18 protein-coding genes are annotated in these 15,477 nt (G+C 65.5%); 5 read left to right on the top strand and 13 right to left on the bottom strand.

Annotated features, from left to right (window positions below; genetic code table 11):
* The first annotated feature begins 1 nt into the window (after position 1).
* Positions 2-1,210, top strand: coding sequence for a cell division protein FtsZ (gene ftsZ, locus N6C22_RS06310; RefSeq protein ID WP_261650225.1), 1,209 nt, complete (start codon positions 2-4; stop codon positions 1,208-1,210).
* A 143-nt stretch (positions 1,211-1,353) separates the two neighbouring features.
* Here ftsZ and N6C22_RS06305 read toward each other — a convergent pair whose 3' ends face one another.
* From N6C22_RS06305 to N6C22_RS06295, 3 genes are all read right to left on the bottom strand, one after another.
* Positions 1,354-1,947 (bottom strand): hypothetical protein, encoded by a 594-nt coding sequence (locus N6C22_RS06305; RefSeq protein ID WP_261650224.1) that lies wholly within the window; start codon positions 1,945-1,947, stop codon positions 1,354-1,356.
* Positions 1,948-2,101: 154 nt separating this feature from the next.
* Entirely contained in the window at positions 2,102-3,079 is a 978-nt protein-coding gene (locus tag N6C22_RS06300) for a TIGR00269 family protein (protein ID WP_261650223.1), read from the bottom strand.
* A 59-nt stretch (positions 3,080-3,138) separates the two neighbouring features.
* Positions 3,139-3,843 (bottom strand): alpha/beta fold hydrolase, encoded by a 705-nt coding sequence (locus N6C22_RS06295; protein WP_261650221.1) that lies wholly within the window; start codon positions 3,841-3,843, stop codon positions 3,139-3,141.
* 116 nt (positions 3,844-3,959) lie between these two features.
* On the opposite strand from N6C22_RS06295, the gene N6C22_RS06290 reads away from it, so the two are divergent.
* The 4 genes from N6C22_RS06290 (at position 3,960) to N6C22_RS06275 (ending at position 5,996) form a co-directional block, all read left to right on the top strand.
* Positions 3,960-4,433 carry a lamin tail domain-containing protein gene (locus tag N6C22_RS06290; protein ID WP_261650219.1) on the top strand — a complete coding sequence of 158 codons (474 nt, stop codon included), beginning with the start codon at positions 3,960-3,962 and terminating at the stop codon, positions 4,431-4,433.
* Between the two features lie 98 nt (positions 4,434-4,531).
* A complete protein-coding gene (locus N6C22_RS06285; RefSeq protein ID WP_261650218.1) occupies positions 4,532-4,999 on the top strand; it encodes a DUF4442 domain-containing protein in 468 nt (155 codons plus the stop codon).
* 66 nt (positions 5,000-5,065) lie between these two features.
* Entirely contained in the window at positions 5,066-5,716 is a 651-nt protein-coding gene (locus N6C22_RS06280; RefSeq protein ID WP_261650217.1) for a hypothetical protein, read from the top strand.
* 76 nt (positions 5,717-5,792) lie between these two features.
* Positions 5,793-5,996 (top strand): hypothetical protein, encoded by a 204-nt coding sequence (locus N6C22_RS06275; RefSeq protein ID WP_261650216.1) that lies wholly within the window; start codon positions 5,793-5,795, stop codon positions 5,994-5,996.
* Positions 5,997-6,278: 282 nt separating this feature from the next.
* On the opposite strand, the gene N6C22_RS06270 is transcribed toward N6C22_RS06275, so the two are convergent.
* The 10 genes from N6C22_RS06270 to N6C22_RS06225 all read right to left on the bottom strand — a co-directional run bounded on the left by N6C22_RS06270 (position 6,279) and on the right by N6C22_RS06225 (position 15,423).
* Positions 6,279-7,358, bottom strand: coding sequence for an aminopeptidase (locus N6C22_RS06270; RefSeq protein WP_261650215.1), 1,080 nt, complete (start codon positions 7,356-7,358; stop codon positions 6,279-6,281).
* A gap of 228 nt (positions 7,359-7,586) precedes the next feature.
* The gene (locus N6C22_RS06265) at positions 7,587-8,666 is read right to left on the bottom strand and encodes an aminopeptidase (protein WP_261650214.1); all 1,080 of its coding nucleotides are present in this window, start codon (positions 8,664-8,666) and stop codon (positions 7,587-7,589) included.
* A 252-nt stretch (positions 8,667-8,918) separates the two neighbouring features.
* The gene (locus tag N6C22_RS06260; protein WP_261650212.1) at positions 8,919-10,010 is read right to left on the bottom strand and encodes an aminopeptidase; all 1,092 of its coding nucleotides are present in this window, start codon (positions 10,008-10,010) and stop codon (positions 8,919-8,921) included.
* A 161-nt stretch (positions 10,011-10,171) separates the two neighbouring features.
* Positions 10,172-11,263, bottom strand: coding sequence for an aminopeptidase (locus N6C22_RS06255; RefSeq protein ID WP_261650211.1), 1,092 nt, complete (start codon positions 11,261-11,263; stop codon positions 10,172-10,174).
* A 54-nt stretch (positions 11,264-11,317) separates the two neighbouring features.
* The gene (locus tag N6C22_RS06250) at positions 11,318-12,184 is read right to left on the bottom strand and encodes a winged helix-turn-helix domain-containing protein (protein ID WP_261650209.1); all 867 of its coding nucleotides are present in this window, start codon (positions 12,182-12,184) and stop codon (positions 11,318-11,320) included.
* Positions 12,185-12,232: 48 nt separating this feature from the next.
* Complete coding sequence (locus tag N6C22_RS06245; RefSeq protein WP_261650208.1) at positions 12,233-12,406, bottom strand: hypothetical protein; 174 nt, start codon at positions 12,404-12,406, stop codon at positions 12,233-12,235.
* A gap of 51 nt (positions 12,407-12,457) precedes the next feature.
* Complete coding sequence (locus N6C22_RS06240; RefSeq protein ID WP_261650207.1) at positions 12,458-13,249, bottom strand: methyltransferase domain-containing protein; 792 nt, start codon at positions 13,247-13,249, stop codon at positions 12,458-12,460.
* 225 nt (positions 13,250-13,474) lie between these two features.
* A complete protein-coding gene (locus N6C22_RS06235; RefSeq protein WP_261650206.1) occupies positions 13,475-14,314 on the bottom strand; it encodes a deoxyribonuclease IV in 840 nt (279 codons plus the stop codon).
* 68 nt (positions 14,315-14,382) lie between these two features.
* The gene (locus tag N6C22_RS06230; protein ID WP_261650205.1) at positions 14,383-14,574 is read right to left on the bottom strand and encodes a hypothetical protein; all 192 of its coding nucleotides are present in this window, start codon (positions 14,572-14,574) and stop codon (positions 14,383-14,385) included.
* Between the two features lie 42 nt (positions 14,575-14,616).
* The gene (locus N6C22_RS06225) at positions 14,617-15,423 is read right to left on the bottom strand and encodes a biotin/lipoate A/B protein ligase family protein (RefSeq protein ID WP_261650204.1); all 807 of its coding nucleotides are present in this window, start codon (positions 15,421-15,423) and stop codon (positions 14,617-14,619) included.
* Positions 15,424-15,477: the final 54 nt, after the last annotated feature.

Below are 15,477 nucleotides of genomic sequence, written 5' to 3'. Positions count from 1 at the left end.
GATGCAGGATATCGTTCAAGACGCCCTCGAACACGAGGAACGCGAGAAACAGCAGAAACAGGACTTCGACGGCGACGAGTTCGGTGACCCCCGAATCGTCATCGTCGGGTGCGGTGGCGCGGGTAACAACACCGTCAACCGCCTGTACAACATCGGCGTCGATGGGGCCGACACGGTCGCCATCAACACCGACAAGCAACACCTCAAGATGATCGAGGCCGACACGAAGATACTCGTCGGCAAGTCCCTGACCAACGGGCTCGGTGCGGGTGGCGACCCCTCGATGGGCGAGCGCGCGACCGAGATGGCACAGGGCACGGTCAAGGAGGTCCTCGGCGACGCCGACCTCGTGTTCGTCACGGCGGGCATGGGCGGCGGGACGGGGACCGGTGCGGCACCGGTCGTCTCCAAGATCGCCAAGGAACAGGGTGCTATCGTCGTCGGCATGGTGTCGACGCCGTTCAACGTCGAGCGTGCACGGACGGTCAAGGCCGAGGAAGGACTGGAGAAGCTCCGCGAAGCCGCGGACTCCATCATCGTCCTCGACAACAACCGCCTGCTCGACTACGTCCCGAACCTGCCCATCGGCAAGGCGTTCTCGGTGATGGACCAGATCATCGCCGAGACGGTCAAGGGCATCTCCGAGACCATCACGCAGCCGAGCCTCATCAACCTCGACTACGCCGACATGACATCCATCATGAACCAGGGCGGCGTCGCGGTGATGTTGGTCGGCGAGACACAGGACAAGAACAAGACGCGGGAGGTCGTCAACGACGCGATGAACCACCCGCTGCTTGACGTGGACTACCGCGGTGCTTCGGGCGGGCTCGTCCACATCACTGGCGGCCCCGACCTCACACTCAAGGAGGCCGAGGGTATCGCGAACAACATCACCGAGCGCCTCGAGGCGAGTGCGAACGTCATCTGGGGTGCCCGGATCCAGGAGAACTACAAGGGCAAGGTGCGCGTCATGGCAATCATGACGGGCGTCCAGAGCGCCCAGGTGCTCGGACCGAGCACGCAGAAGCAGGCCGACCGGTCCCGGGAAGCCATCGACGGCGGTGGCTTCGACGCCAGCGAGGCGGACTTCGGCAACGCCAGCTCGGCCAGTTCGAACTCCTCGAGCAACCAGAGCTTCGGGAGCACGCGTGGCGACGGCGGACGCGACGAGGTCGAGCAGAACAACGGCCTCGACGTCATCCGCTGACGCAGACACAGTCGTACCAGTCGTCCCCCTGACCGGGGACACGATCCACCAACTAACCCCACTCGGGGTCCTTCTCTCCACCGTTTTCACACCGTGTAAACGCCGGTTTCGCGGTCGATTTCTCTCGTGACGCTATCTCCCGGTCAGATACCGGTCTCGCGTTCGATGGTCTCGACGAGCGGGCGGAAGTTCGGCGACTCGGTGAACGCCTCGGTCGCGATTCGGAACACGTCGATGGTCGCCTGGCCGTCCGGCCCCTCGACCACGACGACCCAGCTTCCGCTCCCGGCTTCTGTCCACTCGCCGTCGACGTCCCGGACGAGCGACTCGCCGAGATAGCTCCCGAGCGACTGGACGATACCGTAGAGCGTGCGCGCCTCCGGGCCGCCATCCGGGTCGGGGTCGACACCGGCGAACGCGCCCGGCTCCCAGTTCTCGGCGACGAGACTGTCGAGGTGGTCGAGCGAGTCGACACTGTAATCGAGCGGGTACTCGTGCCAGAAGTCGACGAACTCCTGGGCCTCGTACGCGAACGCCTCGGGCGGCTCCCGGGGCGGTTGTTCGGACTCGTCCCCGGGTGCGTCGGGCAGGCCGAAGTCGTCGGCGTCGTCAGGGTCGGGTGCCGTCGCGTACATCCGGTCCGGGTCCGAGGCGGGGGTCGCCCGTTCCTCCGGCTCCGGCTGCCGGTCCGACGGCGGCGACCCGAACAGTTCGCGCAGGCTATCGAGGAGTCCCATGCGGGGAGGTACGACCGCCGTCGGAAAGCGGTTTCGGGGCACGAGCACGGGTGTCTTACGCGGTCGTATCGTCACCACCGCCTTCACGAACCGTCTTGCTCTGGCTTCGGAGTCGGCGTCGAAGCGTTCTGGATTCAGAACAGGAGAGATCCGGTCAGACCGCGCCGAGCGCGTCGAGCAGCGAGCACTTGCGACAGCGGTCGCGGGTGGTCGTCGAGCCACACTCCTCGCACTCCTGCAGGTCGGCCTTCGAGCCGTCTCCGTCGTCGCGGTAGCGCTCGGCGACGATTCCCGCCAGCTCCTCGTAGCCGGCCATGATGGAGTGACGGGTACCGGGATGGTTCTCCTCCAGGTCGAACAGCAGGCGCTGTATCTCGCCGCGGTAGGCTTCGCTGGAATGCGGGCACTCGGTGATGTGCGCCGGGAGGTCGGTGAGATGGCAGTAGAGCGCGACCTCCTTCTCGGGCACGTCGCGAAGCGGCTTGGCGCGAGGGACGAACTCGTCCTGTTCCTCGCGCTCGTCGAAGGTCCCGATACTCGCGTCGAAGTGCTTGGCGATCTGGGAGACGTCGCCCTCGAGGAAGTTCATCAGGGCGGTCTGGGCCTCGTCGTCGAGGTTGTGCCCCGTCAGCAGTTTGTCCGCGCCGAACTCGTCGGCGTACGTCTCCAGCAGGTCTCGCCGGAACACGCCGCAGTAGGCGCAGGCGGCCATGTTCTCGGGGTCTTGCTCGACCACGTCGTCCATGCGGACGCCGAACTCCTCCTCGTAGGTGACGAGTTCGTGGCGCATCTCGAGGTCTTCGGCGAGTTCGACGCAGGCGTCGACGCTCTCGTCGCGGTAGCCCTCGATGCCCTCGTGGATGGTCAGTGCGACCATCTCGATGCGGGGGTCGGGCGCGAAGATGTCGTCGAGGATGTGGGTGAGCACCACGCTGTCCTTCCCGCCGGAGAGGCCGATGACCCACGTCTCGGGGTCCTCGGGCGTGGCGTCCTGTGGCACGAGTCCGTCCTCGCGAATCCGTCGGCGCACCCGTTTCTCGACGGATGCACAGAAGTGCGTCTCGCAGAGGTGTGCGCCGGAGTACGCGGCGTGCATCACCGCCTCGCGGTCGCACTTGGTGCACTCGGTCATCGCCCGTAGTTGCCGCCACGCCGGGATACGGGTTTCGTTGTCCAGTCTCGGGTGTCGTCTTACACCGTTTCGACCGCGGCCAGCCCGCCGTCGACCGCCGCGAGCACGTCGTCGACGTACGCCTCGCGGCGCTCGGAGGAGAACAGTTCGTGGCCGCCGTCGTACAGCACGACCTGCGATTCCGTGACCGCGTCCCCGATGGCGCGGGTGCTGACGACCTGGTCCTGCAGCGTGCAGAAGACGACCGCATCCTCGTCGATCGGGGGGCGCTCCCGGTGGCCGCGGCGCGTCTCGCGGATGAACCGCGGCGAGACGTTCCCCGGGCCGTCTGCCAGTTGCGAGTCGGTCGCCAGCGACCCGATGGCCTCGCGGGTGCTGACCCCGGACGGGATGAGTTTGTGTCGGATGCCGAGCTTCCCGACGAGGTCGAGGATTCCCTCGGACATGTCCTCGGTGTAGCCCCACCACGGGCTGAGATAGGTCGTCGTCTCGGCCCCGTCGAGGTAGGCCCCGATGAGTCCACCCGTGCTGTGGCCGACCAGCCGATAGTCGTCGAGGTCGGCAACGTACTCCTTCGCGGGCCGGACCCACTCCCCGTAGAAATCCGCGGGGAAGTCCGGAATCTGGAGCGTGTGGACGCGATAGCCAGCATCGGCGAAGCACCCTTCGAGCCACTGCACGTTCTCGTGCCGGAGTCGGTTCCCCCAGCCGAGTATCCAGACCAGGTCCTCGTCCCCATCCTCGTTCGTGACGCGGTGTTCCATATCCCGTCTGGATGGGTGCCGGGCGCATAAATCTCCGAGAACCGCTAGCATAGACCACCGAGTTGATTCTCCAGCGAGTCCGAAGCTATTCGGGGGTGGCGGGGATACGGGCGGGTATGCCGCCGTCTCCGTCCCGTCGGGACCTGCTTGCCGTGTGTTCGGGGGGCCTCGCCGTCGGGAGCGCGGGCTGTCTGGACGACATCAGGGGCGTCGTCGACCCGTCGCGGACGCGAACCCACCGGCCGACCGCCGACCTCCGGCTCACGCTCGAGCGACCCGGCGACGCCGAAGAGCGAGTCCTCGTCCACAACGACGGCGACGAAATCGTCCAGTTACGGAGCTACACCCTCGACTACGACGGACGCGGCACCTACCAGCTGGACACCATCCCGCTCGAACCCGGCGGCGTCGTCGAGGTGAAGACGACCGGCGACGTCGACGGCGTGAAAGGCGGGAGCCCGCGACAGTTCCTCCGCGGCGCGAACTTCGACGAGCCACTCTGTCCGGACGGAGCGGTCACGCTCCACGGCCCGCAGGGGATGGTCGTCACGCGGGTTGATTGTGCCCAGGCCACCGAGACCGGTCGCTGACGGGCGACAACCCCGAACCACGCGGTCGTCGTTCCACCCGGGACCACGCGACTCGCGTTCCACAGCAGTAAGGTAGCCGGCGGACGCCATACCTGTCAATGAGCGAGTCCTGGCGCACGCGACTGTTCCGCCTCGGGTTCAACGTCTGGCCCTCCTACCGTGGGACCGGTGGCCGGGTCCAGTACATCGCCGACGACTGGCAGGAGATACGCATCAAGATTCCCCAGAGCTGGCGCACCCGCAACTACATGGGCACCATCTTCGGCGGGAGCATCTACGGTGCCTGTGACCCGATGTTCGCGATGATGCTCATCAAGGCGCTGCCCGGCAAGTACGTGGTCTGGGACAGGTCCACCGAGGTCCAGTTCAAGAAACCCGGCACCGAGGACCTCTACGCCCGGTTCCGGATGCCGGACGAGGAACTCGACGCCATCCAGTCAGCCCTCGAAGACCAGGACTCCATCGACCGGGAGTACACCGCCGACGTGGTCGCCGAAGACGGCACGGTCCACGCCACCGTCGAGAAGACGGTCCACGTCTCGACCGACGAGAGCAAACTCGCCTGAGCCGGCCGTCCCGGGTCGCGCCCCGAAGCGAGGACGTTTTTCCCTTCCGGTGGGTACGACAGTACGATGAGTCTCGAACGCGACGCGGCGCTCGACCGAGTCGAAGCCATCCTGGACGCGGTCGAGTCCGGCCCGCTGCCGGTTCCCGTCCGCGAGGTGTGGGTGTACGGCGACGTGGCACTCGGCCTCGACCCCGTCGACCGCCTCGACGTCTACCTCACCAAGGACATCCTGCTGGGCGGCGACGCCTCTCGCGCCGACGAGTTCGAAGCCGAGTACGGCGTCAAAGGCGTCGGCCAGACCGTCCGAACCGAGTGGGCCGACGAGTACCCGGAATACCTCCGGGCGAACGCGAACGGCCACGCCGCCCCGGAGAAGTGTCTCGCGGCGCACCTGCTCGAGGACGACGAGCCGGTCCATCTGGAGGTGTGTAACGCCAGCTTCGAGGACAACGTCACCCAGCGACTGGCCGGCGCGAAACGCCGCGAGGACTGGACGACGCTGCTCGACCCCCGCGGGGTCTGCCTGTGGGCCGAGGGACAACGGAGCGAGGAGGCGATGCGCAAGCTCCGCGAGTCCGAACTCGCCCTGCCGACGCTCTCGCGAGCGCTCGGGATGCTCGGGCTGGAGGAAGAACAGGCGCAGGAAGCCGCGAAGGAACTCCACGCCTGGCGCGACCAGCAGGAAGGCGCGACGGTCCGCGGCGACGTGGTCTGAGCCGGTACACGCGGGAGAATCCCCGCTCCCAGTCCTGTCGGTAAAGTATACCTGCGGGGCGGGAGAACCGGCGACCATGATCCCCGCCTCCATCACCGACCGGTTCTCGGCTATCCCCCCCGTCTACGCCGTGACGCTCCCCATCATCGTCGCCCCCTGGGGCTACCTGTCCGGGTGGCTGTTCGGCACCCACCTCGTCGGGTCCGACATCACGGCCGTCTGGCTGACGACCGTCCTGCTGACAGTCGCGGTCTTGCTCGTCGTGTCACTGCGGTCGTGAGTGTCGTTTCTCCCCACCCCGAACGGCCGACGAACTGGTCGCCCAGACGACCGGCATCGACCGGGCGTACGCGCTCGATAGGCGGAAGAAAGAATACGTTCGCGAGTGGGTCGAAGAGCAGTGCTAGTTGGCGGGTCCAGTCAGTTCTCGAACCTGTCTTCACGGCTCCCTTCGGTCGCCGTTCAGATACGAGGTTCTCGCTCCCTGCGGTCGCTCCGAACCTCGCTACTGCTCGCGGCTCCGCCGCTCGCAATCGGAGACGCTCCCTGCGGTCGCGTCTCCCTACTCTTCGAACCAGAACTGTCCATCGCGCTGGATGACCTCGCCATCCACCTCGATGTACGAATCCTCGCTCATGTCGACGATCATGTCCATGTGCACGGCTGAATCGTTGCGCTCGTTGCCCTCGCCCACGGTATCCTCGTAGGCCCGCCCGAGTGCAAGGTGGATGGTGTCGCCCATCTTCTCGTCGAACAGCATGTTGTACGTGAACCGGTCGATATCGCGGTTCATCCCGATACCGAGTTCGCCGATTCGCTTCGCGCCCTCGTCGGTCTGGAGGGCGGCCGCCAGCACCTCCTCGTTCTTCTCGGCCTCGTACTCGACGACCTCCCCCTCCTCGAAGACGAGCCGGACGCCCGTGACCTCGCGACCCTGGGACATCAGCGGCTTGTCGAACAGCACCTCGCCCTCCACGCTGTCGGGTACCGGCGCGGTGAACACCTCGCCGCCCGGCAGGTTGTGCTCGGCGTAGTCGTTCTTGGTCGGGTTGCCGAGGACGGACATGGTGATGTCGGTCGTCTCGCCGGAGACGATGCGAACCTCGTCGGCACCCTCCAGCCGGTCGACGACCTGCTGTTGCAGTTCGCGCTGGGCGTCCCAGTCCCTGTTGATGGCACCGTAGACGAACTCCTCGTAGGCGGGCGTCGACAGCTCCGCCTTCTGGGCGTCGCCGGTCGCGGGGAACTGCGTGCCGACCCAGCGCTTCTCCATCATGGCCTCCTGGATGGGCTTGTGTAGCTTCGCCATCGCCACGTTCTTCTCCGGCGGCACGTCGCTCGTCTCGTTCTTGTTCGAGTTCGCGCGGATGCCGATGAGCACGTCCGTCTTCTCGATGAGTGCCTGGAGGTGTTCGGGCACGTCGAGCTCTTCAGGGTCGACCGCGAGCATGTACTCGCGCATCGCGCGGGGGTCCTGTGTGAGCTGGACAGGCAACGCACCCACCTCCCCGAGTTTGCCGTACACCGCGGCGACGAGGTCGCGTGCTTCGGGCGGCCCGGAGACGATGACCGTCTCGCCCGGCTGGACGTCGGTGGAGTGTTCGACGATGATCTCGGCGTGTTTCTCGATTCGGGAATCCATACTGGAGCCGACTCGTGCCAGGTCGTTAATAGTTTCCAGAACAGGAATTCTGTCTCGAGTCTGTCAATAGCTGACTCGTCGAAACGGTGTAGGATACCGGGGAGCCTCAGGCCTGGAAGCCGTCTTCGCGGCTCCCGACGGTTGCATATTGGTGATTCTCGCTACTGCTCGCGGCTCCGCCGCTCGCAATTCGGAGATTCTCGCTCCCTGCGGTCGCTCCGAATCTCCCTACTCCTCGAACCAGAACTTGCCGTCGCGCTGGATGACCTCGCCGTCGACCTCGATGTACGAATCCTGGCTCATGTCGACGATCATGTCCATGTGGACTGCCGAGTCGTTGAACTCGACGCCCTCACCGACGGTCCCCTCGATGGCGCGCCCGATAGCGAGGTGGATGGTGTCGCCCATCTTCTCGTCGAACAGCATGTTGTACGTGAACCGGTCGATATCGCGGTTCATACCGATGCCGAGTTCGCCGATGCGACGGGCACCGTCGTCCGTGTTGAGGACAGCCGCGAGCAGCTCCTCGTTCTTCTCGGCCTCGTACTCGACGACCTCGCCCTGCTCGAAGACGAGTCGGACACCCGTGACCTCGCGGCCCTGGGCCATCAGCGGCTTGTCGAACAACACCTCACCCTCGACGCTGTCGGGGACGGGTGCGGTGAACACCTCACCGCCGGGGAGGTTGTTCTCGCCGAAGTCGTTCTTCGTCAGGTTCCCACGGATGGACATCGTCAGGTCCGTCGTGTCACCCGAGACGATGCGAACCTCGTCGGCGTCGTCGAGGCGGTCGACGACCTGCTGCTGGAGTTCGCGCTGTGCGCCCCAGTCCCGGTTGATGGCGCCCCAGACGAAGTCCTCGTAGGCGGGGGTGGACATCTCCGCTTTCTGGGCGTCGCCCGTGGCGGGGAACTGCGTTCCCACCCAGCGCTTCTCCATCATCGCGTCCTGAATCGGCTTGTTCAGCTTCGCGAGTGCCATGATCTTCTCGGGAGGGACATCGCTCGTCTCGTTCTTGTTCGAGCTTCCACTGATGCCGATGAGTACGTCGGTCTCGTCCATGAGCGCCTGGAGGTGTTCCGGCAGGTCGAGCGTCTCCGGGTCGACCGCGAGGACGAACTCTCGCATCGCCCGCGAGTCCTGTGTGAGCTGGACGGGACGGGCACCAACCTCCCCCAGTTTCTTGAAAACGGCAGCGACGAGGTCGCTCGCCTCCGGGGGCGCGGCGACGATGACCTTGTCACCGGGCTGGATGTTCGTGGAGTGGTTGACGAGGATATCAGCGTGTTGTTCGATTCGTGAATCCATACCAGTCCGACGACTCGACCGGGATTAATGGTTCGCAGAACGACAGTTCTGTCCGATAGTTGATATTGCGACGAGCGAACAGGGGGTCAGAGACTGGTCGTGTCGATGGCCGAGACGAGCCTACTGCTCGCGGCTACGCCGCTCGCAATTCGGAGGTTCTCGCTCCCTGCGGTCGCTCCGAATCTCCCTACTCCTCACGGGTCGCTCTGCTCCCCGTTCGGGCTCGGAGACGCTCCCTGCGGTCGCGTCTCCCTACTCCTCGAACCCGTCTTCGAATCTGAACGTCCCGTTCCGCTGCACGACTTCACCGTCGAACTCGATGTAGGAGTCCTCGTTCATGTCGACCAGCATGTCGACGTGAACCATGCTCTCGTTGGACGGTTGGCCCTCGGGAACCACATCCTCTATCGCCGTTCCGAGCGCGAGGTGGACCGTGTCTCCCATCTTCTCGTCGAACAGCATGTGGTTCGTCACCTGGTCTATGTCGCGGTTCATCCCGATGCCCAGCTCACCGAGACGCTTTGCACCCTCGTCGGCGTCGAGGATACTCGCCAGCGTCTCCTCGTTCTTCTCAGCCTCAAACTCGACCACCTCGCCCTCCTCGAACCGGAGCCACACCCCCGCTAGTTGCTTTCCGCGCTGGACGACCGGAACGTCGAAGCGTACCTCACCCTCGACGGAGTCAGGGATGGGAACGGTGTAGACCTCCCCACCAGGAAGGTTTCGCTTCGCGTAGTCGTTCCCAGCATCCATCCCATCTACCCGCATCGTGATGTCGGTCTCATCACCGGAAACGATGCGGACCTCCTCGGCAGGGTCGAGAAGTTCGACCAGTTGTTCCTGGAACGCTCGCTGTTCTTCCCAGTCCTTGGTCACGGCGTCGTAGACGAACTCCTCGTAGGCGGGCGTGCTCATCTCTGCCTCCTGGGCAGTCCCCGAAAGCGGGTGCATCGTCCCAACCCAGGGCGTGTCCATTCGCTCCTCGAAGACGGCGCGGTTCGCCTCACCCATCGCGTTCGAGATCTCGGGGTCCATCTCGCTCGACGCGCGCGTGTTCTCCATCCCCCACACCAGAACGACCTTGTCCGCGGCCTCGTAGGCGGCCAACCTGTGTTCCTTCAGCGACGCTGTACCGATGTCGAGTTCTTCGAGGTATGCCTGCGAGGCGCGCGGACTGTCCCCGACTCGCATCGGAAGCGCGTTCCGCTCGCCGAGCAGTTCGTACAGTGCCACGACGAACTCCTCGACTGCAGGCTTGGCCTCTACCAGTACGTTCTCGCCTGCCTGCACGTCGAGACAGTGGTCGACAACGATTTTGGCGTGTTTTCTGACACGAGGGTCCATGTGGGCAGTCAACGCCCATGGACTGGAAAACCGTTCCGCGAAGCCCGTTTCTGTTTGCTTTCTGTCTGTTCTGTCGCTTCGGAAGGTTCCCCCGCTACTGCTCGCGGCTACGCCGCTCGCAATTCGGAGATTCTCGCTCCCTGCGGTCGCTCCGAATCTCCCTACTCCTCGAACCCGTCTTCGAATCTAAACGTCCCATCACGCTGCACGATTTCCCCGTCGACCTCGATGTAGGAGTCCTCGCTCATGTCGACGATCATGTCCATGTGCATCGCGCTCTCGTTGAGCGGCTGGCCGTCGGGGACGGTGTGGGCGATAGCCTTCCCGATGGCGAGGTGGATGGTGTCGCCCATCTTCTCGTCGAACAGCATGTTGTACGTGAACTCGTCGATGTCGCGGTTCATCCCGATGCCGAGTTCGCCCAGGCGACGGGCACCCTCGTCGGTGTTCAGCACTGCGGTCAGCACGTCCTCGTTCTTCTCGGCGCTGTGGTCGACGACCTCGCCGCCCTCGAACTTGAGCCACACGTCGGTCATCTCGCGACCCTGGGCCATCAGCGGCTTGTCGAACAGCACCTCACCCTCGACCGAATCGGGAACCGGTGCCGTGTACACCTCCCCACCGGGGAGGTTGAGTTCGCCGTAGTCGTTGGCCGTGACCATCCCGTCGACGCTCATGCGGATGTCCGTCGTCTCGCCGGAGACGATGCGGACCTCGTCGGCCGGGTCGAGGATCTCGACCATGTTCGCCTGGAACTCGCGCTGTTCGTCCCAGTCCTTGTCGATGGCCTCGTAGACGAAGTCCTCGTACGCCGGGGTAGACATCTCCGCCTCCTGGGCGTTCCCGGACGCCGGGTACTGTGTGCCGACCCAGCGCTTGCCCATGCGCTCCTTGCCGATGGGCTGGTGGGCCTTCCCGAACGCGCTCATCGTCTCCGGCGGAACGTCGCTTCGCTCGTTCGTGTTCTCGTCACCACGGATGATGATGACCACGTCCGTCTCCTCCATCTGGGCGAGGTCGTGCTTGGAGATGTCGAAGTCGTCCGGGTCCGAGGCACGCAGGTAGGCACGGAGAGCGCGCCCGGACCGCATCGACAGCGACGGGCTCGCACCGATCTCGCCGAGTCGTTCGTAGACGGCGACGACGAGGTCCTCCGCGACCGGCGGGGCCATCACGAGGACGTTGTCGTCGGGTTCGACGCTGGTGGAGTGGTTGACGATGATATCGGCGTGGCGCTCGATTCGGGGATCCATACACCCACGTCTCACGGTGTGTAAAAAAGCGTTCCCAGAAGCAGCGTTCTGTATTCAGTCCGAGGTGTCGAAGCGCTCGGTCTCCACGACAGCCCCGTCGCCGTCGAGGGTCGCCCGGAACGTCTCACCGTCCTCCTGAATCTCCAGTCGGTAGCGTGCCGGGTCTTCGCCGACCTGCTCGGCAGGCGTCTGTATCACCGGCAGCAGCCACGGATAGGTTTCATCCACGTCGATGCCGTGGTCCCGGTAGAACGTGGCGAGGTCCGGATGCTGGAGAAGACAGATGCCGAGTGATGCCTGCGACTGCCGACCACACAGGCGACAGGTCCAGTACATGGCGTGGAACGACACGCCGTTGGCCTCCTGATACCGAACCTCGCTCTCGACGTGGCCGTAACACTCGGGACAGATGCCACGGGTGTTCAACAGGACCCGGCTGTGGGTGAGGTCGACCGAGAACGCGAGCAACTCCTCGACGGTCCGCCCAGTCGCCGCGGCTGGCGGGACGTTCGTCCGATAGAGTTCGTGTCCCTCGTCACAGGACGCAGTGACCCGGCCCGCGTCGAAGCGAGCAGCCATCGGCGCGTCACAGATGGGGCAGTCGTGGTCGAGTGCGACCGGGTCACGCGTCTCGCTCTCGTCGAGGGTGCCGGCGAGGATGGCCGAGGCGACCTGCTCGCCCGCGTAGTTCAGCTCGTAGCCGTCGTCGGTCTGCTCGACGAAGCGACCGCGGAGCTTCCCGAGGTGATAGTTGAAGCGCCCGGAGTCTTCGACGCCGACACGGTCGCGCAGTTCCGAGAACGAGCGTTCCGGGTCGTCGGGGGTCTCGCGCCGGGCCGCGACGAGTGCTTCCACGATGGCGACCCGGATCGGGTCGCTCAGCGCGTCGAACGCCTTCGAGCGATCACGTTCCTCGTACACACCGAATCTTCCTCCGGAGCCGACAAAAGGGTACCGTCAGTCCGTCACTCAGCGCATCTCGTCGAGAGCGTGCTGCACGTTGGACTGTATCCAGGCCGCTGTGTTTCGCGTGTCGTAGATGATCGTCTCCTCCCGGGAGATCTCGAATGCGCTGTACACCGCTCCGCCTGGAGGGTCGGCGGTGACATCCCGTGACATACCTGCGGGTAGGGCTGGAATCATCCTCAGTGGCCCTCCTAACCGGTTCGGGTTGGCGTGTCGCGCACACATCCACTACGTCCGACCGACGGTGACGAAGAAGGGGACGGTCTCGGTGCGGTGGTACGCCTCGTCCTGCATCTGCTCGATGACGGCCCGACCCATCTCCCGCCAGGCCGCCCGGAGCTCGTCGTACTCGTCGTCCGACAGTGTCTTTCGAATCTCCCCCGCGTCGCTCTCGAGTCCGGCACCGCTGGCCTTCCTGGTCGCGGCCTCCAGCGCCGCCTGGTCGTAGGGCGGGGCGACGCGCCGGGCGTGGTCGTACCGCCGCGTCCGAACGTCGGTGAGCCCCGCCGAGGTGAACAGGTCCCGGGCGTCGGCCCCCAGCGCGACGTTTGTGTCCACGCCCGCCAGGTACGCCTCGCGGGCTTTCGCCGCCAGCCGGGATTCAGCGTCGACCGTCGACTCGACCGTCACGAGCCCGTTGTCCGGTTCGACGGCCGCGACCGCCCCACGAGAGACCCGGGCGAACTCGCGGACCGCGGCGGCCGGGTCGGGGAGGTTGATGAGCAGCGCCTGGCAGACCACGAGGTCGAAGCTATCGTCCGGGAACGGGAGTCGCGTCGCGTCGCCCGCCACCACAGGCCCGACCTCTCGGGCGTGGGCGAGCAATCCGGGGTCGGCGTCGAGCCCGACGACCTCGCCGTCGGTCTCCTCGGCGAGGACCGCCGTCAGCTTCCCCGTGCCACAGCCCACGTCCAGCACCCGCTCGCGAGTGTCGAGTTCGAGGGGGGCGAGGGCGTCGCGGGAGTCCGCCCACATCCCTTCGCGGGTCGCATCGAGGTAGTCGGCGTCGAATCTGCGCACGCGACCGCTTGGAGAGGCGACGGCAAAAACAGGTCGATGTCCGGGAATCGGACACCACCGGGTTCACGCGACCGGCAGGAACGAGAGGCCGACCGCTGCGATGGCGAGCATTGAGGCGATTAGCAACAGGGTTGTTCTGAACGAGACCATACACAGGGATTCCACAGCCAGTACTAAAGCGGCTCTGCTGACTGAAAGAACGATTTCAGTCGTCGCTCCGACGGGTCAGTTGGCGACCTCGCGAAGCTCCTTGACGCGCTCGATGTTCCAGGCGAAGCCCTTGCCGTCCTCCGTCGGAGTCTCGAGGACGAGCGGGACGTCGCGGATCATCTCGTGGTTGATGAACGCGCGCATGCCGTCCTCGCCGATGTATCCCTCGCCGATGAGGGCGTGTTCGTCCTTGTTGGTGCCGCACTCGTGCTTGGAGTCGTTGAGGTGGACGCACTGGAGGTGCTCGATACCGACGACCTCGTCGAACGCCTGCATGGTCTCCTCGACCGCCTCGGGTGAGGAGAGGTCGTAGCCCGCAGCGAACATGTGGGCCGTGTCGAGACACACGTCGAGGTCCTGCTCGGACCGGTCGAGGACCTCCGCGAGGTGCTCGAAGTCGCCGCCAAGCTTGGTCCCCGAGCCCGCGTCGGACTCGATGAGGACGGTCACGCTCTCGGGGACGTCGAGTTCGTCGAGCGCGCTCGCCGCGTTGTCGAGGCCGCCCTCGACGCCCGCGCCGGTGTGGGCACCGAGGTGGACGTTCACGTACGGGATGTCGAGCTTGTCGGCCGCGTCGACCTCCTTCTGCATGGAGTCGATGGACTTCTCGCGCAGGTCGTCCTTGGGCGTACAGAGGTTCACGAGGTACGAGGAGTGGATGACCCAGGGACCCACGTCGTTCTCGTCGGAGAGCTGGCGGAACTGCTCGGCCTCCTCCTCGCCGATGTTGGGGTCCTGCCACACCTGCGGGGAGTGGGTGAATATCTGTCCGCAGTTACCGCCGTCTTCGACCTGACTGTCGACCGCGTTGTACACACCGCCCGCGATGGACTCGTGGGCACCGACTCGTAGCATACCAGACGGCAAGGAGGGCGGGAGGAAAGGCGTATCGAACCGCGACGGTCACGTCGGCGACGACGACGTCACTCCGAACCCATCTCGGGCGCGGCCACCGCGTCGTCGAGGCCGTCCTCTCTGGCCTCGTCGAAGTACGCCTCGTCCTCTTCGGTGGCCGCGTCGTGGCTCACGCTGTCTTCCTGTTCGTCGACGAGTTCCGTCTCGCCGGTGACCTTCTGGAACAGTGCTGCCGCGTCGGGGGAACCTGATTTCGACATACCCGTGAGTATCGATGCCACGGTGTTGAGCACACTCCCTACTCAGGTAGGGTCGGCCCGTTCCCGGTTCCACGTGTCGCTCCGGTACTTCGCGTTGGCGAGGTCCGCGGCCGCGGCGAGTTCGTCCTCGGTCCACCCGCCCTCGGCCGCCCCGGCCCAGTCCTGCAGGGTGTCTTCGAGCGTCGAAACGGCCTCCTCGCGGCCGATACCGGACTGCGCGTGGATGCTCGTCACCCGCTCCTCGAAGGTGTCGTGGTCCGGTTCGCCCGAGAAGACGCCGCAGTGCTTCGCGGTCGCGAGGTCGAACGAGAGCGACCCGTGCTGGATGACCGCCTCGCGCTGGCGGTACTGGGCATTCCCCGAGATCTTCTGGCCGCCCGCGAGCACGTCGTGGGCCGGGTGGATGTCCCGCAGGTAGCACGCCGGCCGGTGGATGCTCTCGTATTTCTGGTCGGCGAAGGCCGCGTCGACGCCCATGTTCGCGAAGGCGTCGAGGATGGGGTCACACAGCAGCTCGTAACTCTCCATCAGGTCGCCCGGCAACTCGTCGGCGGGCGCGACGATGGAGTAGGAGATGTCGGCATGGTAGTCGTGGTAGATGCCACCTCCGCCGGTCTGGCGACGCGTCACGTCGATTCCCTCCTGCTCGCAGAAGTCCCAGTCGACGCTCTCGGGGGCCTGTCCGTACCCGAGCGAGAGACAGCTCGGCTCCCACTGGTACACCCGGATGGTCCGTACCCCGTCCTCGGTCGCCGACTTCGCGGCGATCTCGTCCAGTGCCATGTTGGTCGGGCCGTCCCGCGATTCCTCTCGGATGAGTCGCCAGTCCCGTGCCGCGACGTCTGCCATGCGACGGGGTTCGGCCCCGAGGGGCAAGGCGGTTGCGGGACGGCGGCGACGCGA

The sequence above is a fragment of the Haloarchaeobius sp. HME9146 genome (assembly GCF_025399835.1).
GTDB lineage: Archaea > Halobacteriota > Halobacteria > Halobacteriales > Natrialbaceae > Haloarchaeobius.
This window is presented reverse-complemented; position numbering and strand designations above follow the sequence as displayed.